The 18,692-nt window shown below is 60.2% G+C and carries 15 protein-coding genes; 10 read left to right on the top strand and 5 right to left on the bottom strand.

Features of this window, described 5'->3' with window-relative positions; translation table 11 throughout:
• The first annotated feature begins 115 nt into the window (after positions 1–115).
• The 3 genes from LOY43_RS01240 to rimK are packed head-to-tail and all read left to right on the top strand — an operon-like array spanning position 116 to position 2,293.
• Positions 116–895 (top strand): EAL domain-containing protein, encoded by a 780-nt coding sequence (locus LOY43_RS01240; RefSeq protein WP_095047105.1) that lies wholly within the window; start codon positions 116–118, stop codon positions 893–895.
• Between the two features lie 49 nt (positions 896–944).
• A complete protein-coding gene (locus tag LOY43_RS01235; RefSeq protein WP_176471280.1) occupies positions 945–1,391 on the top strand; it encodes an ATP-dependent zinc protease in 447 nt (148 codons plus the stop codon).
• On the top strand, positions 1,388–2,293 hold the full coding sequence (gene rimK, locus LOY43_RS01230; RefSeq protein WP_007949201.1) for a 30S ribosomal protein S6--L-glutamate ligase: 906 nt from the start codon (positions 1,388–1,390) through the stop codon (positions 2,291–2,293). Before LOY43_RS01235 ends, rimK begins: the two co-directional genes overlap by 4 nt.
• Before the next feature lie 228 nt (positions 2,294–2,521).
• Here rimK and LOY43_RS01225 read toward each other — a convergent pair whose 3' ends face one another.
• Positions 2,522–3,835: an ATP-binding protein gene (locus tag LOY43_RS01225; RefSeq protein ID WP_095047103.1), complete on the bottom strand. Its 1,314-nt coding sequence runs from the start codon at positions 3,833–3,835 to the stop codon at positions 2,522–2,524.
• A 113-nt stretch (positions 3,836–3,948) separates the two neighbouring features.
• Complete coding sequence (ompR, locus tag LOY43_RS01220) at positions 3,949–4,689, bottom strand: two-component system response regulator OmpR (RefSeq protein ID WP_095047102.1); 741 nt, start codon at positions 4,687–4,689, stop codon at positions 3,949–3,951.
• Positions 4,690–5,047: 358 nt separating this feature from the next.
• Between ompR and LOY43_RS01215 the strand changes: the two genes are divergently transcribed.
• From LOY43_RS01215 to tauD, 7 genes are all read left to right on the top strand, one after another.
• The gene (locus LOY43_RS01215; RefSeq protein ID WP_095047101.1) at positions 5,048–7,372 is read left to right on the top strand and encodes a Tex family protein; all 2,325 of its coding nucleotides are present in this window, start codon (positions 5,048–5,050) and stop codon (positions 7,370–7,372) included.
• Positions 7,372–7,755, top strand: coding sequence for a PaaI family thioesterase (locus LOY43_RS01210; RefSeq protein ID WP_258709087.1), 384 nt, complete (start codon positions 7,372–7,374; stop codon positions 7,753–7,755). Before LOY43_RS01215 ends, LOY43_RS01210 begins: the two co-directional genes overlap by 1 nt.
• 246 nt (positions 7,756–8,001) lie before the next feature.
• Positions 8,002–9,585 carry a glutamate--cysteine ligase gene (gshA, locus tag LOY43_RS01205; protein ID WP_258709086.1) on the top strand — a complete coding sequence of 528 codons (1,584 nt, stop codon included), beginning with the start codon at positions 8,002–8,004 and terminating at the stop codon, positions 9,583–9,585.
• 448 nt (positions 9,586–10,033) lie between these two features.
• Positions 10,034–11,011, top strand: a complete 978-nt coding sequence (gene tauA, locus LOY43_RS01200) for a taurine ABC transporter substrate-binding protein (RefSeq protein WP_095125275.1) — start codon at positions 10,034–10,036, stop codon at positions 11,009–11,011.
• A 16-nt stretch (positions 11,012–11,027) separates the two neighbouring features.
• On the top strand, positions 11,028–11,822 hold the full coding sequence (gene tauB / locus LOY43_RS01195; RefSeq protein WP_095125274.1) for a taurine ABC transporter ATP-binding subunit: 795 nt from the start codon (positions 11,028–11,030) through the stop codon (positions 11,820–11,822).
• Positions 11,819–12,658, top strand: coding sequence for a taurine ABC transporter permease TauC (gene tauC, locus LOY43_RS01190; protein WP_095047097.1), 840 nt, complete (start codon positions 11,819–11,821; stop codon positions 12,656–12,658). Before tauB ends, tauC begins: the two co-directional genes overlap by 4 nt.
• A gap of 143 nt (positions 12,659–12,801) precedes the next feature.
• Complete coding sequence (tauD, locus tag LOY43_RS01185; protein WP_095125273.1) at positions 12,802–13,644, top strand: taurine dioxygenase; 843 nt, start codon at positions 12,802–12,804, stop codon at positions 13,642–13,644.
• Positions 13,645–13,861: 217 nt separating this feature from the next.
• Here tauD and mgrA read toward each other — a convergent pair whose 3' ends face one another.
• From mgrA to LOY43_RS01170, 3 genes are all read right to left on the bottom strand, one after another.
• Complete coding sequence (gene mgrA, locus LOY43_RS01180) at positions 13,862–14,899, bottom strand: L-glyceraldehyde 3-phosphate reductase (protein WP_095125272.1); 1,038 nt, start codon at positions 14,897–14,899, stop codon at positions 13,862–13,864.
• A 109-nt stretch (positions 14,900–15,008) separates the two neighbouring features.
• Positions 15,009–16,328, bottom strand: a complete 1,320-nt coding sequence (locus LOY43_RS01175) for an LLM class flavin-dependent oxidoreductase (RefSeq protein ID WP_258709085.1) — start codon at positions 16,326–16,328, stop codon at positions 15,009–15,011.
• Between the two features lies 1 nt (position 16,329).
• The gene (locus LOY43_RS01170; protein ID WP_258709084.1) at positions 16,330–18,555 is read right to left on the bottom strand and encodes a TonB-dependent receptor; all 2,226 of its coding nucleotides are present in this window, start codon (positions 18,553–18,555) and stop codon (positions 16,330–16,332) included.
• Positions 18,556–18,692: the final 137 nt, after the last annotated feature.

Here is an 18,692-nt window from a genome sequence, read left to right as displayed (position 1 = left end):
GAATTCCTCGTTCAGCCAGTAGTCGGAACTGTACTACCGTTTCTGTCGGGCGCAACAACTCGGCCCTCCAGATAGACTGTGATCTTGGCCGGTGCACCGGCATGGGGGTGCTCAAGTGACTAAATTTCCCTCTTCATTGACTTCGACTCACACCGGTTGCCAGGGCTGCCAGCACAGTGAACCGCTGGGCTTCGATTTTGCCTTTGCCTACCAACCTATCGTGGATCTGCGCGACCAGTCGGTTTTCGCCCACGAAGCGCTGGTTCGCGGTGTGAACGGTGAAGGCGCATTCACCGTGTTGAATCAGGTTACGGAAGAAAACCGCTACCGTTTCGACCAGCTCTGCCGAACCCGCGCCATCGAAGGCGCGGCCAATCTTAATATGCAGACACACTTGTCGATCAACTTCATGCCCAACGCCGTCTATCGTCCAGAGCTGTGTATTCGCAGTACGCTCGAGGCGGCCAAAAAACACCGTTTTCCTCTCGACCGGCTGATTTTTGAAACCCTGGAAAGCGAGCACGTAGATAACTATCGCCATTTGACCAATATTCTGCGTGAATACCGCGAATTCGGCTTCAAGACCGCCATCGATGATTTCGGTGCCGGTTATTCGGGGCTCAATCTGCTGGCTGATTTCCAACCGGACCTGATCAAACTCGACATGGCGCTGATCCGCGATGTCGATCAAGACCGTGTTCGTCAGGCGATCGTTCGGGGGATTGTCACAATCTGTGCGGAGTTGGACGTTACAGTCATTGCCGAAGGCATTGAGAGCGCCGGTGAACGGGATTTCCTGGCCGACTGTGGAATATTTCTGATGCAGGGCTACTGGTTCGCCAAACCTGCATTCAAAGCGTTGGCCCGGGTTTCACCTGAGGCCTGGACGCGTTAATCGTTGGTTTTTTCTATTGAAGACATTTGACCATTTGACCGTTGTCGGTCTGCGCGAGTGGGTGGCGCTCCCTGATCTGGGAGTCGCAGGCCTGCGAGCGAAAATCGACACCGGCGCCAGCACCTCCAGCCTGCATGCCACCGACATCGAGCCGTTCGAACGCGACGGCCAGAAATGGGTACGTTTCACCGCGCACCTGGGCACGGTGGTGCAGTTGCGTCACCGCCGCTGCGAAGCGCCACTGGTGACGCGCAAAACCATCAAAAGCTCCAACGGTCATGCCCAGGAGCGCTATGTGATTAGCACCACTCTGGCCCTGGGTGATCGGGTCTGGCCGATCGAGTTCACCCTCGCCTGCCGCAAGTCCATGCGCTATCGCCTGTTGCTCGGCTCCAAAGCCCTGATCGATGGCCAGTTGGTGGTCAATCCGGGCATCAAATATGTACAAGACAAGCCGGTGTTCCCGGTATCTACCTCCTCCACAGGTGTTGCATGAAGATCGCTGTGCTGTCGCGGAACCCGCGTCTGTATTCCACCCGCCGTCTGGTCGAAGCCGGAACCGAGCGCGGGCATGAAATGGTAGTGATCGACACCTTGCGCGCCTACATGAACATCGCCAGCCACAAGCCGCAGATCCACTATCGCGGCAAACCGCTGGAAGGTTTCGACGCGGTGATTCCGCGGATCGGTGCGTCGGTGACGTTTTATGGCTGCGCGGTGTTGCGTCAGTTCGAAATGATGGGGGTATTCCCGCTCAACGAATCGGTGGCCATCGCCCGTTCGCGGGACAAGTTGCGTTCGCTGCAACTGCTGTCGCGGCGCGGCATCGGCCTGCCGGTGACGGGTTTTGCTCACTCGCCGGATGACATTCCCGATTTGATCGACATGGTCAACGGCGCGCCGCTGGTAATCAAGGTTCTGGAGGGCACGCAGGGCATCGGCGTGGTGTTATGCGAAACCGCGACCGCCGCCGAATCGGTGATCGAGGCGTTCATGGGCCTGAAGCAAAACATCATGGTTCAGGAGTACATCAAGGAAGCGGGCGGTGCGGATATTCGTTGCTTCGTAGTCGGTGACAAAGTCATCGCAGCGATGAAGCGTCAGGCCAAGCCGGGCGAGTTCCGCTCCAACCTGCATCGTGGCGGCAGCGCCAGCCTGATCAAGATCACCCCGGAAGAGCGCATGACCGCGTTGCGCGCAGCCAAGGTCATGGGCCTGGCGGTGGCGGGTGTGGATATCCTGCGTTCCAATCACGGGCCGCTGGTTATGGAAGTGAACTCGTCGCCGGGGCTGGAAGGGATCGAGACCACTACCGGCAAGAATGTGGCGGGGATCATCATTGAACATCTTGAGAAGAATGGCGGGCCGAATATGACCCGCACCAAAGGCAAGGGCTAAAGCGAAGAGCTAGAGCTAAGAGCAACAGCCCCTCATCGGAACGCCGCCCGCCTAACCCTCTCCCGAAGAGAGAGGGGACTGATTGGGGGATATTCAAGAAGTACGCCGACTTGAACGAGTACCGCTGAATCCATAATCGACCTGATTTTGCAGGTCGATGTATGACGCAAGACACCTCGGTCGGCTCCCTCTCCCTCCGGGAGAGGGCTGGGGTGAGGGGCTTTTGATCTACACAGCGTCCCTAGGCAACATTAGCCCCAACGGCAACCTCACCCGCGCTTCCAGTCCACCCCCGGACCGATTACGCAATTCAACATTGCCGCCATGCATCGAAGCAATCCGCTTCACAATCGCCAACCCCAAGCCGGTGCCCTTACCGCCCCGGGCACGATCGCCTCGCGTAAACGGGTTGAAAATCGCTTCAAGTTCCGAAGGATCAATCCCCGCGCCGCGGTCCATCACGCTCAGCACCACATAAGGCGCATTGACGTCACCGGACACATAAGCCGCGACTTCCACGCTACCGCCGGCATGGTTCAAGGCGTTGCCGATCAGGTTATTGAGCAAGCGCTTCATCGAGACCCGACGCAGCGGGAACGGCTGAATCGGCTCCAGACGCAAACGCACTTTCTCTTCATTCTGGTTGTATGGCGCCGCCACCTCGCGCACCAGATCAGTCAGATCCACCTCTTCCACCGACTCGTCGCGACCATCACGAATAAACGCGAGGAACTGGTCGAGAATCGCGTCCATGTCTTCGATGTCGCGCACCATGTCGTCGGTCAGGTCGTTGCGGTCGCCCATCAACTCCAGCGACAGGCGCAAGCGGGTCAACGGTGTGCGCAGATCATGGGATACGCCGGCCAGCATCAATTCACGCTCGCGACCGGCCTGTTCGACGTCTTCCGCCATCTGGTTGAAAGCGCGATAGACCTCGGTCATCTCGCTCGGTGTATCGCTGATCGGCAGCCGCACGCTACGGCCCTGACCAAGCTGCCGGGCGGCATACACCAGACGTTTCAACGGCTGGTTGAGCTGACTGACGAAAATCCATGCAGAGGCTGTCGAGAGCAAGCCGATGGCGAGGAACCAGCCGAGCACGTTCCAGATTTTCTGGCCACGCAACGGGTGCGGATACAACGGCACCTTCAACCAGCCATCACCGAGGCTCGGCGCGCGCACCCACAACGCTGGCGGCGAGTGCATGCGCAAGCGCACTTCGGTGTCGGCGCCCAGCTCCGCCTGCATTTGTCGCTGATAGATTTCGCTGTACGGCCAGTGCTGTTCGCCTTCCGGCACACCGGCGCCGACCACCCGGATCAGGGTCGCCGCATCAGCAATCTTTGCGCGGTTTTCTTCATCCGCAGCCCAATAGGCACGCAGCGTCAGGGCGACGCCATGGCTGTATTGGCGATCCACCAGCACGTCCTCGTTCATCAACAGATAAACCAGGGTCAGCGCCTTGGAAAACAGCACGACGATGAGCACCAGCCAAAGGGTGCGGGAGAAAAAACTTTGGGGGAACCAGACAGGGGTTTTCATCTATAACCGCTACACACTTGCAGGAGCGAGCAATGCTCGCATATTGCGGATTGCGAGTCTGCGGGCATGGCCGTTCGACCAAAACCTGCAGACCCGCTCCTACAAATCACCGATCACTTGGTGGCGGCACCATCCGGTACGAACACGTAGCCCACGCCCCAGACAGTCTGGATATAGCGCGGCTTCGACGGATCAGGCTCGATCATGCGACGCAGACGGGAAATCTGCACATCGATGGAACGCTCGAGGGCATCCCACTCGCGGCCACGGGCCAGGTTCATCAGTTTGTCACGGGTCAGTGGCTGACGCGCGTTCATTACCAAAGCCTTGAGTACCGCAAACTCACCGGTGGTGAGCATGTGCACTTCTTCGCCGCGCTTCAATTCGCGAGTGGCCAGCGACAAGACGTAATCACCGAAGGTGACGTTTTCGTCTTCGCTGCCCGGCGCGCCCGGTACCGGTGCGGCCTGACGACGCAGGACAGCTTTGACACGGGCCATCAGCTCATCCGGGTTGAACGGCTTGGCCAGATAGTCGTCGGCGCCCAGTTCCAGGCCTTTGATGCGGCTCATCTCATCGCCCTTGGCGGTGAGCATGATGATCGGAATCTGATTGTTCGCGGCCCGCAGACGGCGGCACGCGGTCAGACCGTCTTCGCCAGGCAACATCAGGTCGAGGACCACCAGATTGAAAACTTCACGCGACAGCAGACGATCCATCTGCTCGGTGTTCGGTACGGTGCGGGCACGGTAGCCCTTGCTGACGAAAAAACGTTCCAGCAGGCTGCTTAAGCCCGGATCGTCGTCAACGATGAGAATTTTTTCGCCTTCAGCAGTTTGTGCAGTGCTGCTCATTGGATGCTCCTTTTAGCTCGGCGCGCATTATGGCGTAGCTGCCGTTATACGCACCGTGTGCATTGTTAGCAGATTTTTCCTTCACTGCCAGAAAACCGGGGTTTATGCCTACAGACTGCGACGCCCCCGAATGACAGAACGCTGGTTATAATGCGCGGCGTTTTGTGCCAGGCAACGTCTGAATCGTTACCGCAGGTGGCAGGCTTTTTTTCCTGCCGCGCGCAGTAATTGTTCGATTTCAAGGGTCAATGGGCTGCCTTTTGACCCAGGCAGCGGCAATTTTCTAGCCGCTCAACCAGACTCCGGGCCTTTATTTCCGTGCCTGCGAGCCTGATTTCACAATATGTCAGGTGGTTTTATGGACAGCATCAACAGCCGCATTGCCGAGGAACTCGGCGTACGCCCACAACAGGTCGAAGCGGCCGTCGCGCTACTCGATGAAGGCTCTACCGTTCCCTTCATCGCCCGTTACCGGAAAGAAGTCACCGGCAGCCTCGATGACACCCAGTTGCGTCATCTGGAAGAGCGCCTGCGCTACCTGCGAGAACTCGACGAACGGCGCATCAGCATCCTCGCCAGCATCGAAGAGCAAGGCAAACTCACCCCTGCCCTTGAGCGCGACATCAAACTTGCTGACACCAAGACTCGCCTCGAAGACTTGTACCTGCCGTACAAGCAGAAGCGCCGTACCAAGGGCCAGATCGCCCTGGAAGCCGGCCTCGGCGACTTGGCCGATGGCCTGTTCAACGACCCGAACCTGACCCCGGAAACCGAAGCCGCACGCTTCGTCGATGCCGAAAAAGGCGTGGCCGACGTGAAGGCTGCGCTCGAAGGCGCCAAATACATCCTCATGGAACGCTTCGCAGAAGACGCCAGCCTGCTGGAGAAACTGCGTAACTACCTGAAACAGGAAGCGACCCTCAGTGCCCGCGTCATCGCTGGCAAGGAAGAGGAAGGCGCCAAGTTCCGCGATTACTTCGAACACGACGAACCGCTGAAAAGCATGCCGTCGCACCGCGCGCTCGCCATTTTCCGTGGACGCAACGAAGGCATCCTCAGCTCCGCGCTGAAAGTCGGCGACGAACTGCCGGGCACCATGCACCCGTGCGAAGGCATGATCGGCCAGCAATTCGGCATCCAGAACCAGAACCGCCCGGCCGACAAGTGGCTCGGTGAAGTGGTGCGCTGGACCTGGAAGGTCAAGCTCTACACCCACCTGGAAACCGACCTGCTCGGCGAGCTGCGTGACGGCGCCGAAACCGAAGCGATCAACGTCTTCGCCCACAACCTGCACGACTTGCTGCTGGCCGCCCCGGCCGGCCCGCGTGCAACACTGGGTCTCGACCCGGGCCTGCGTACCGGCTGCAAGGTCGCCGTGGTCGACTCGACCGGCAAACTGCTTGATCACGCCACGGTTTACCCGCACGTGCCGCACAACAAATGGGATCAGACCATCGCCATTCTGGCCGCCCTGTGCGCCAAGCATTCAGTTGATCTGATCGCCATCGGCAACGGCACCGCCAGCCGCGAGACCGACAAACTGGCGATCGAGCTGATCAAAAAATATCCAGCGATGAAGATGACCAAAGTCATGGTCTCCGAAGCCGGTGCATCGGTGTACTCGGCGTCGGAACTGGCGGCCAAGGAATTCCCGGATCTGGATGTGTCGATCCGCGGCGCGGTGTCCATCGCCCGTCGTCTGCAGGATCCACTGGCTGAGCTGGTGAAAATCGATCCGAAATCCATCGGTGTCGGCCAGTATCAGCACGACGTTTCGCAGTTGAAACTGGCGCGCGGCCTGGACGCTGTGGTCGAGGACTGCGTGAACGCCGTCGGCGTTGACGTGAACACCGCTTCGGTGGCGCTGCTGGCGCGGATCTCCGGCCTCAACGCGACGCTGGCGCAAAACATCGTCACGCACCGCGACGAACACGGTGCGTTCAAAACCCGCGCAGCGCTGAAGAAAGTCGCGCGTCTGGGCGAAAAAACCTTCGAACAGGCGGCCGGTTTCTTACGCGTGATGAACGGCGACAACCCGCTGGATTCGTCGGCCGTTCACCCGGAAGCCTACCCGCTAGTGCAGCGCATTGCCGCTGAAACCGACCGCGACATTCGCTCGCTGATCGGCGATGCCGGGTTCCTCAAGCGTCTGGATCCGAAGAAATTCACCGACGAGACGTTCGGTCTGCCAACCGTCACCGACATCCTGCAAGAGCTGGAAAAACCGGGCCGCGACCCGCGTCCGGAGTTCAAGACTGCCGAGTTCCAGGAAGGCGTTGAAGACCTCAAAGACCTGCAATTGGGGATGATCCTCGAAGGCGTTGTCACCAACGTGACCGCATTCGGTGCCTTCGTCGACATCGGCGTGCATCAGGACGGTCTGGTGCACATCTCGGCGCTGTCGGAGAAGTTCATCAAGGACCCGCGTGAAGCGGTGAAGGCCGGCGATGTGGTGAAAGTGAAGGTCATGGAAGTCGACATTCCGCGCAAACGCGTCGGTCTGTCGATGCGCATGGGCGACACCCCGGGCGAGAAGATCGACGGCGCCCGTGGCTCGCGTCCAGGCTCGGCGCAACGCCAGCCTTCGAACAACGCGCCGCGCAAGGAAACCGCCACCGCAGCGCCAGTGAACAACGCGATGGCCTCGCTGTTCGCCAACGCCAAGCAGTTGAAGAAACGCTGATGGAGATTCCGGCCGGGCTCGTCGAGAGCGCGTTTTTCAAGCTGTTGGGCTGCCGCCTGCACAGCCTGGAAACCGGGGTGGCGCAAGTCGCCCTGGTGCTGGAACCGGAACTGCGCAATCGCGGCGGCAAATTGCACGGTGGCGCGCTGTTCAGTCTGGTCGATATCGCCATGGGGCTGGCCTGTTCCAGCACTCATGGCTTCGATCAGCAGAGCGCGACCATCGAATGCAAGATCAACTATATCCGCGCCATTTCCGACGGTGAGGTCATGTGCACGGCGCGGGTGATTCACCCGGGCCGACGTACTTTGGTGGTCGAAGCCGACGTGATGCAGGGCGACAAACTGGTCGCAAAAGCGCAAGGCACGTTCGCTGTCCTGTAGCTACCGGTCATCATTTTGAGTTAATTTCGGCGCAACGAATCCTGTAGGAGCTGCCGCAGGCTGCGATCTTTTGATTTTGTTTTTCAATAGCAAGATCAAAAGATCGCAGCCTGCGGCAGCTCCTACAGGTATGTGTGCGGCTGACCGGCTAGAAAAACCAGGCGAAAACGCCAGTTTCAACTTCACCCTTGTAGACCGTCTTGCCCACCCCCATATTGGGGCGACTGACGCGTGAAGGAATCCAAATTGAGCGAACTTCTCAACCGCCGCCTGGCTCTGCTCGGCGAGCGCGCTAACCTCTCTCTGCTCGAGCAGTGCCTGCACGGTATCGAACGTGAATGCCTGCGCGTGACCAGCGAAGGTCGCCTGGCGCAAACGCCGCACCCCGAAGCCTTGGGTTCCGCGCTGACCAACGAACAAATCACCACCGACTACTCCGAGTCGCTGCTGGAATTCATCACGCCCGCTCTGCCGGATCCGGCCGACACGTTGGCGAGCCTGGACAAGATTCACCGCTTTGCCTACAGCAAGCTCGGCAACGAGTACCTGTGGAGTCCATCGATGCCGTGCCCGTTGCCGGCCGAGGAAGACATCCCGATCGCCTACTACGGCACCTCCAACATCGGTCAGCTCAAGTACGTCTACCGCAAGGGCCTGGCCCTGCGGTACGGCAAGACCATGCAGTGCATCGCCGGGATTCACTACAATTTCTCCCTGCCGGAAAAGCTCTGGCCACTGCTGCGCGAAACCGAAGGTTTTGTCGGCACCGATCGCGATTACCAGTCGTTTTCCTACATCGCACTGATCCGTAATTTCCGTCGTTACAGCTGGCTGCTGATGTACCTGTTCGGTGCTTCGCCAGCGCTGGACGCCGGTTTCCTGCGTGGCCGTTCGCATCAGTTGGAACCGCTCGATCCAGACACGCTGTATCTGCCGTACGCGACCAGCCTGCGTATGAGCGACCTTGGTTACCAGAGCAACGCCCAGGCCGGTCTGACGCCTTGCTACAACGATCTGGCGAGCTACACCGACAGCCTGCGCAAAGCCGTGGCCACGCCGTACGCGCCGTACGTTGAAGTCGGCACGCACCAAGATGGTGAGTGGGTGCAGCTCAACACCAACATCCTGCAGATCGAAAACGAGTACTACTCCAACATCCGCCCGAAACGCGTGACCTATACCGGCGAGCGGCCGATTCAGGCGCTGGTGGCCCGTGGCATTCAGTACGTTGAAGTGCGTTGCCTGGACATCAACCCGTTCCTGCCGATGGGCATCGACCTCACCGAGTCGCGCTTCCTCGACGCGTTCCTGCTGTACTGCGCGCTGAACGACAGCCCGTTGCTGACCAACACCTCGTGCGGCAATGCGACGTCGAACTTCCTCAGCGTGGTCAAGGAAGGTCGTCGTCCAGGCCTGCAATTGCAGCGTGACGGTGAACCGGTCGAGATGAAGACCTGGGCGGCAGAACTGCTGGAGCAAATCGCCCCGCTGGCGGCGCTGCTGGATCAGAGCCATGGCGGCGATGCGCACAGCAAGGCGCTGGATGCGCAACTGGCCAAGGTCAGCGATCCGTCCCTTACGCCATCCGCGCAAGTGTTGGCGGCGATGGCGGAGCACAAGGAAAGCTTTGCGCAGTTTTCGCTACGTCAGAGCCAGGTCCATGCCGAGTTTTTCCGTAGCGAGCCTTTGGCGGCGGATGAGCAGGCGAAGTTTGAGGAGCTGGCGCGTACTTCTCTGGCAGCGCAGGCTGAGCTGGAGCAGAACGAAGTCGGTGATTTCGACGTATTCGTCGGGTCGTATCAGGCGAGTATTTTGGCGATCAGCAACTGAAGAGCCCCTCCCCCTAACCCTCTCCCGGAGGGAGAGGGGACTGACCGGGTTGTTGGTGCGAAGTACGCTGACGTGAAATACCGAGCCGAACTCAGGCCTTGAAAAGCACAAAGATCGGCTCCCTTTCCCCCTCGCCCCCCTGGGGGAGAGGGCTGGGGTGAGGGGGCAAAGATCTAACGTCGAACGCAAGATCCGAAATATCCACAATTCTGATCGTTCCCACGCTCCGCGTGGTAACGCCTCAAGGGACGCTCTGCGTCCAGGTGACGCGGAGCGTCACCGGCTGCATTCCCACGCAGAGCGTGGGAACGATCTACCCCCCCAATCCCACCAAGCCTTAGATTTTTCCGCTCATAAGCTCATTCTAAAAAGTTATTTATTTACTGATTCTTAGATCATTTAGTCTCCTTTCACGCCGACGCTCGGTCGCCTGATATGGAGCTGTTCAATGAAACTGAATTTCCCGCTTCGCCTGCTGGCCGCGGCCTCTCTGGCTGCCGCGAGTTTTCTGGCCCAGGCCGCCGACCTTACCGTCGCCTACCAAACCACCGTTGACCCGGCGAAAGTCGCCCAGGCCGACGGCGCCTACGAAAAAGCCACCAAAGCCGACATCGCCTGGCGCAAGTTCGACAACGGCGCCGACATCATCGCCGCCATCGCCTCCGGTGACGTGCAGATCGGCTACCTCGGTTCGAGCCCGCTGACCGCCGCGATCACGCGCAAAGTCCCGGTCGAAACCTTCCTAATCGCCACCCAGATCGGCGCCGCCGAAGCACTGGTCGCTCGCGACGGTTCCGGGATCAAGACCCCGCAAGACCTGATCGGCAAAAAAATCGCCGTGCCGTTCGTATCCACCGGTCACTACAGCCTGCTCGCGGCGCTGAAGCACTGGAACATTGATCCGTCGAAAGTCACCGTGCTCAACCTCGCCCCGCCAGCGATCATTGCCGCGTGGAAACGCGGTGACATCGACGCCACCTACGTGTGGGATCCGGCACTCGGTGTCGCCAAGGAAAACGGCAAAGTGCTGATCACCTCCGGCGAACTGGCCAAGTTTGGCGCGCCGACGTTCGATGCGTGGATCGTGCGCAAAGACTTCGCCGAGAAGCACCCGGAAATCGTCACCGCGTTCGCCAAGGTCACCCTCGACGCCTACGCCGACTACCGCAAAGACCCGAAAGCCTGGCTCGCCAATCAGTCCAACGTCGACAAACTGGTGAAACTCTCCGGCGCCAAGGCCAGCGACATTCCGCTGCTGCTGCAAGGCAACGTCTACCCGCTGGCGGCTGATCAAGTCGTCACCCTAGGCGCGCCGACCACCAAAGCCATCACCGACACCGCCGCGTTCCTCAAGGAGCAGGGCAAGGTCGAAGCGGTTCTGCCGGACTACGCGCCGTACGTCAGCGCCAAATACATCACCAACTGACCGGGAGTTAACTGCGATGGCCTTGCTACAGCTGGAGCGCATCAGCGCACAGTACCCGGGCAGCCCGACACCGGTGCTGGCGGATATTTCTCTGACCCTGGGGCCTCAGCAATTGCTGGTGGCCCTCGGCCCGTCCGGCAGTGGCAAGACTTCGCTGTTGAACCTGATTGCCGGTTTCGTCGAGCCGAGCGCCGGGCGCATCACCCTCGACGGTGTGCCGGTCAAAGGCCCGAGCGCCGAACGTGGCGTGGTGTTCCAGGACGACGCTTTGCTGCCTTGGCAGGACGTGTTGGCCAACGTTGCATTCGGTCTGGAGCTGGCCGGTATCGCCAAGGACAAGCGCGAAAAAATCGCCCGTGAAATGCTCGCGCTGGTTGATCTCTCAGGGTTCGAAAGTCGCCGCATCTGGCAACTCTCCGGTGGCCAGAAGCAACGTGTCGGCCTCGCCCGCGCGCTCGCCGCTGATCCGCGCGTGTTGCTGATGGACGAGCCTTTCGGTGCCCTCGACGCGTTCACTCGCGAACAGATGCAGGAGCTGTTGCTGCAAGTCTGGCAGCGCACGGCCAAACCGGTTTTCCTGATTACCCACGACATTGAAGAAGCGGTGTTCCTCGCCACTGACCTGATTCTGCTCGCGCCGAATCCGGGGCAGATCGTTGAGCGTCTGCACCTGGATTTCGGTCAGCGTTACGCCACTGGCGAGTCCGCCCGTGCGATCAAATCCGATCCGCGTTTTATCGAAACCCGTGAACACGTGCTGAGCAAAGTGTTCTCGCAACGCAGCGCCGCACAACGGCAGGAGCGCGCATGAGCAGTTACGACGTTTCCTCGGCTGCGGTAAAACCCGCGAAACCATCCGTGGCGATTCCCGTACGCCGCAGCCTCAGCACGCGCTGGATCAGCCTGCTGACGCTGTTCGCGTTGTTGGCAATCTGGTGGGCCGTAACAGCCACTGGATTGATCGAGCCGCTGTTCCTGCCGCCACCGTCCGCCGTGCTGCAAAAAGGCTGGTTGCTGGCGACTACTGGTTACATGGATTCGACGTTGTGGCAGCACTTGGGCGCCAGCCTGAGCCGCATCGGTCTGGGCCTCGGTTTTGCGATCCTGACCGCCGTGCCGGTGGGCATTGCCATCGGGGCCAATCGCATCGCCCGTGGCGTGCTCGATCCGCTGATCGAGTTCTACCGCCCTATCCCACCGCTGGCCTATTTGCCGCTGATCGTGATCTGGTGCGGCATCGGCGAGTTGTCGAAAGTGCTGCTGATCTATCTGGCGATTTTCGCGCCGATTGCCATTGCCACCGCGACCGGTGTGCGCACGGTTGATCCGGCGAAATTGCGTGCTGCGCAGTCGCTGGGCGCGACGCGTTTGCAGCTGATTCGTCATGTAATTTTGCCGAGCGCGTTACCGGATATTTTGACTGGCGTGCGCATTGGTCTGGGGGTTGGTTGGTCGACGTTGGTCGCCGCTGAATTAATCGCAGCCACCAGTGGCTTGGGCTTCATGGTGCAGTCGGCCGCGCAATTCCTGGTCACCGATGTGGTGGTGCTGGGGATTCTGGTTATCGCCCTGATCGCCTTCGCCATGGAAATGGGCCTGCGCGCCCTGCAACGCAAACTGGTGCCGTGGCACGGCCAGGCCCACTAAATCGCCTTGTGAAACTTCCCCTGTGGGAGCGAGCCTGCTCGCGAAAGCGTCGGATCAGTCACTGCACTGTCGCCTGACACTCCGCATTCGCGAGCAGGCTCGCTCCCACAAAAGCATGACACTCGAATTCGAAGAGAAAGACCATGAGCAGCCTCAACATCACCCCATTAAGCTCGGCCCTCGGCGCGCAGATCAGCGGCGTCGACATCAGTCAGCCGCTGAGCCTGGAACACCGCGACGCCATCGAACAAGCGCTGCTCAAGTATCAAGTGTTGTTCTTCCGCAACCAGCCAATCGAACCGCCACAACAAGCGCGTTTCGCCGCGTACTTCGGTGATCTGCACATTCACCCGATCTACCCGAACGTGCCGGAACAACCGGAAGTGTTGATCCTCGACACCGCCGTCACCGACGTGCGTGACAACGCGATCTGGCACACCGACGTGACCTTCCTGCCGACGCCGGCGATGGGCGCGGTGCTCAGCGCCAAGTTGCTGCCGGAGTTCGGTGGCGACACGCTGTGGGCCAGCGGGATTGCTGCGTACGAAGCGCTGTCGGCGTCAATGAAAGCCTTGCTCGAAGGGCTGACCGCGACCCACGATTTCACTCGCTCGTTTCCACTGGAGCGTTATGGCAATACGCCTGAAGCGTTGGCGCAGTGGGAAGAGGCACGGCGCAAGAATCCACCGCTGTCGCACCCGGTGATCCGTACGCATCCGGTCAGCGGGCGGCGTTCGTTGTTCGTCAATGAAGGCTTCACGTCGAAGATCAATGAGCTGTCGGAAACCGAGAGCGAGGCGATTCTGAAGTTTCTGTTCGCCCATGCGACGCGGCCGGAATTCACCATTCGCTGGCGTTGGCAGCAGGACGACATTGCGTTCTGGGATAACCGCGTGACTCAGCATTACGCGGTGGATGATTATCGGCCGGCGCGGCGGGTGATGCAGCGGGCGACGGTGTTGGGGGATGTGCCGTTTTTTCGTTGAGCCGTTTTAACAGCCAAAAGCCCCTCACCCTAACCCTCTCCCGGAGGGAGAGGGAACTGAAAGGGGGGATGTTTTAGAGGTACGCCGACCTGATATTGCTTTGCTGAATCCATAGTCGACTCGGTTTTTCAGGTCGATGTATGGCTACAGACACCTCGGTCGGCCCCCTCTCCCTCTGGGCGGTCCGACGTTTCGGGAGGGCTGGGGTGAGGGTGACTCACTCCGCCGTCGAAGGCTTCTCCCAAAGATTGATCCCGCCCTCTTGGGCAAACCGGTCAATCTCCGCCAGCTCCTCAGCACTGAAGCTCAAATTCTTCAACGCCCCGACGTTCTCGATAATCTGCTCCGGCCGGCTCGCACCAATCAGCGCCGAGGTCACCCGTGAATCCCGCAACGTCCACGCCAGTGCCAGTTGCGCCAGACTCTGACCACGACGCTTGGCAATTTCATTCAACGCCCGCACATGAGCGATGTTGGCCTCGGACAGATGCGAAGCCTGCAACGAACCACCGCCCGGACGATTGACCCGCGCATCCGCCGGCACGCCGTTGAGGTATTTGTCGGTGAGCAGACCTTGCGCCAGTGGAGTGAAAGCAATCACGCCAGTACCGAGTTCATCGGTGGTATCCAGCAGATCCTTTTCCACCCAACGATTGAGCAGGTTGTACGCTGGTTGATGAATCAGCAGCGGCACTTTCCACTCGTTCAACAGCGCCGCCATTTCACGGGTTTTCACCCCGGAATACGACGAGATACCGATGTACAACGCCTTGCCCTGTTGCACGGCAGTGGCGAGGGCGCTGGCGGTTTCTTCCAGCGGGGTATCCGGGTCGAAACGGTGCGAATAGAAGATATCCACATAGTCCAGACCGAGGCGCTGCAGGCTCTGGTCGAGGCTGGCCAGCACATATTTGCGCGAGCCGCCGCCCTGGCCGTAAGGGCCGGGCCACATGTCCCAACCGGCCTTGCTGGAGATGATCAGCTCATCACGATACTGCTTGAAATCTTCGCGCAGCAGGCGGCCGAAATTGATCTCGGCGCTGCCGTACGGCGGGCCATAGTTGTTGGCCAGGTCGAAGTGGTTGATCCCCAAGTCGAACGCGGTGCGCAGTAAGGCACGCTGGGTGTCGATCGGCGTGCTGTCGCCGAAGTTGTGCCACAGGCCCAGCGACAGCGCCGGCAGCACCAGACCGCTGCGGCCGACGCGGCGGTAAGGGATGGAGTCATAGCGGTTTTCGGCAGCGGTGTAAGTCATCGAATCCTCTCTTGTCTGTCTTGAAATGGGTGTCGACTTCATCGCTAGCAGGCTAGCTCCCACATTGGAATGCATTTCCCTGTGGGAGCTAGCCTGCTAGCGAAGGGTGTTACACAAATCGATTGCCGGGTCGGGCCAGACCCAGGTTCTGGCGCAACGTCCGGCCTTCATACTCGGTTCTGAACAGCCCGCGCCGTTGCAGTTCCGGGACCACGCCATTGGCGAAGTCTTCGAGCCCGCCGGGCAAGTGCGGCACCAGCACGTTGAAACCGTCCGCCGCGCCCTGTTCGAACCATTCCTGCAAGCGATCAGCGATCTGCTCCGGCGTACCGACCAGGCTGTAATGCCCGCGCCCGCCCGCAATCTTGCGCCCCAGATCGGCAAGGCTCAGGTTCTCGCGCCCCGCCAGCTCAGTGAGCAATTTCTGCCGGCTCTGCTGACCGCTTTCCGTCAGCGGCAACTCCGGCAACGGCCCGTCCAGCGGGTACTTCGACAAATCGAAGTTACCCAGCATACGCCCAAGCAAGGCAACGCCAACCTCGGGTTCGACTAATTGCTGAAACGTTTCACATTTTTCCTGTGCTTCGGCTTCGGTGCCGCCGACCACGACAAAAACCCCGGGCATGACTTTCAGCGAATCGGCGCTGCGACCGTACTTGGGCAAACGTGCTTTGAGGTCGGCGTAGAACGCCTGAGCGTTGGCCAGAGAGGTCTGCGCGGTGAACACCACCTCAGCGGTCTGCGCCGCCAATTCACGCCCAGTCTCGGAAGAACCGGCCTGAACAATCACCGGGTGCCCTTGCGGCGAACGCGCGAGGTTCAGCGGGCCTTTGACCCGGAAGTGCTCACCTGCGTGATCCAGCACATGCAATTTCGCAGGGTTGTAATACTCGCCACTGGCCTTGTCGCGAATGAAGGCATCGTCCTCCCAACTGTCCCAAAGTCCGGTCACGACCTGATGAAATTCACGAGCGCGGCTGTAGCGCTCGGCGTGACCGATATGTTCGTCTCGCCCGAAGTTCAGCGCTTCGGCAGCATTGTCCGACGTCACCAGATTCCACCCCGCACGCCCACCGGAAAGGTGATCGAGCGAAGCGAATTTGCGCGCCACATGATACGGCTCGTTGTAACTGGTGGTCGCCGTGGCGATCAGGCCGATGCGCTCGGTCACCGCACTCAGGGCAGAGAGCAACGTCAGCGGCTCAAAGTGATCGGAACGCGCCATGCGGCTGGCGATGTCCTGAGTTGGCGCGGCGACGCTGTCGGCGACAAACAACGCATCGAATTTTGCCGCCTCGGCAATCTGCGCCAGACGTTTGTAATGGGCGAAATCCAGACCCGCATTCGCCGGCACATCCGGATGACGCCACGCCGCCACGTGGTGCCCGGTGGCCATGAGGAATGCGCCGAGTTTCAACTGTCTGCTCATCTCAGAAATCCTTGCGCAGTTGCACGCCGAAGTAGCGCTCGTCATCCCGTGGCACAGCGCGATAGATGTAATTGCCGCCGCTGGCAAGCAACGGCGAATAGGATTTGTCGGTGAGGTTCTTGCCGAGCAACGCGATGCGCCAGCCGTTGCTGTAGTCGGCGAGCGCGACACTGGCGTTCCACAGACCGTAGGCGCCCTGCTTGGTGTCGACGTTCTGGCTGATGTCGTACTGCACTTCGCTCTGCCAGCTGTAGTCGGTGCCGAGTTCGATATCCAGACCGTTATCCAGCGGGATGCTGTAGTCGGCGCGCACGTAGCTTTTCCAGTCCGGACTGAACGGCAGCGGTTTGCCGTTGACGTTGCACGACGCCGCTGCGCCTGCCGGGCAGGCGAATTCGTCGATGCGCGCGCGGGTGTAGGCGAGTGCGCCGGACAGCTTCAATTGCTGGGTCGCCTGCAAGGCGTAATCGAGTTCGACACCTTCGGTGCTGACACTGCCAGCGTTGATCAGGCGCGTCACCACTTGCCCGGCGACGGTGTCGAAGAAGTTCGCCTGATAGTTGTCGTACTCGCTGTGGAATATCGCGAGGTTGGTGGTCAGGCGATTGTTCCAGCTCGTCGCTTTGATCCCCGCTTCCCAGGTGTTGGAGGTTTCCGGTTTGAGCGCCTCGGTGTCGCGCGGCTGCATGTTGAAGAACACGTTGTAGGCCGGGCCTTTGTAGCCGCGCGAGTAGGTCAGGTAAGTAGTGACGGTATCGCTGAGGTCGTACTGCACGCCGAGGCGACCGGACCAGCCATCTTCGTCCACCGAACCGGAACTGCTGGTGGCCGGTTGAATGCCGCTGACCGTGGTCGCCGAAGTGGAAACGCGGCGGTGATCGTATTCGAGATCATCGTGGGTGTAGCGCAGGCCGGCGATGCCGCGAAAGTCCGAGGTGAAGTTCAGCGTGCTCTCGCCAAACACGGCGTAACTGTCGCTGGTGGTGCTGTAATCAGCGACGCCGCGATCGGTGCGTGTGGTCGTTGTCAGCGTGCGTTGATAGGTCTCGTCGTCCTTGCCGTGCATGTAGAACAGGCCACCGACGTATTCGAGAAATTCGCCCTTCGGCGAAGCCAGGCGCAGCTCCTGCGAGTATTGATCGAAGGCCAGATCGCCCTTGTCCGCGGTCCCGGGAAACGCTGCGGTCACTGTGCCGAGCCGGTCGCCATCCTGATACTGCGTATTGTCCCAACCGCGCCACGCGGTGATCGACGTCAGGGTGTAATCGCCCAGTTGCCAGTCGAGCTGGCCGGACAGACCTTTGTTGGTGTCCTCAACGTGTGAGCGGGTGTCGGTGTTGATGTCGCGGTTGTGGCTGCTTGCATTGACCGAACTCAGCGCGTTGGCGAAGGCCGGGGTCAGCGACTTGCTGACCACGCCGTTTGGACCGTCGTCGTGGGACTGCATGTAGTCGGCGATCAAGGTGAAGGTGACGTCGTCATTCGGGGTGAATTCGAGTTTGCCGCGCACGCCACGATGGTTGTAACCGTTGACCTCCTGGCCGCTGTGCTGGTTGTCGACGTTGCCATCGTAGGTGCCGAACAGCGTGCTGATCGAGCCTTTCAACGTGTCCGGAATCAGGCTGCCGCCAATGCCGAATCGGGTGCGGCTTTCGTTGCCGCTGTAATACGACTGATCGATGTAACCGTGGGTCTCGGCGGTTGGCGCCTTGCTGGTGATGTTGAGTACACCGGCCGAGGCGTTCTTGCCGAACAGCGTACCTTGCGGGCCGCGCAGCACTTCGACGCGCTCCAGATCCAGCAAGTCGAGAGTGGATTGGCCGGGACGCGCGTAGACCACACCATCGATTACCGTCGCCACGGTCGGCTCGACGCCCGGCGAGGTGGAAATCGTACCGACGCCGCGCACGAACAACGAGGTGTCCTTGTTCGATGCGCCGGTGCGGAAATTCAGCGACGGCACTTGCTGCACGATACTCGCCACGCCGTTGCGGTTGTCGCGCTCAAGTTGTTCGCCGTCGATCACCGAGACCGCGACCGGCACCTTTTGCAGCGATTCTTCGCGGCGCGTGGCGGTGACGGTCACGGATTTGAGTGTCGGCTCCTGATCACTGCTCTCGGTAGCGAATGCGTTGGGCAACGGCAGCGCCGCCAACCCCGTAAATAACCAACCAGCGGCGCGGATCGATTGCGCCAGTTTGTTTGTCGCCCCAGGAATGTTGTGCATGTTTGCCCGCTCGAAATTGGCCCTTAACCGCTGCCGTTCTGCGACGACAGCGCCTGAATCGGTGTCTTGGGCATTCGCTCGAGCGAGTAGCAGACAGCGCGCTTTGTTAGCGCTACCATCGACAGTATTGGCAAGCC

It is taken from the genome of Pseudomonas sp. B21-041, from assembly GCF_024748675.1.
GTDB lineage: Bacteria > Pseudomonadota > Gammaproteobacteria > Pseudomonadales > Pseudomonadaceae > Aquipseudomonas > Aquipseudomonas neuropathica.
Note: the sequence above shows the minus strand (reverse complement) of the source record. Positions and strands in the feature narration are given on the sequence as shown.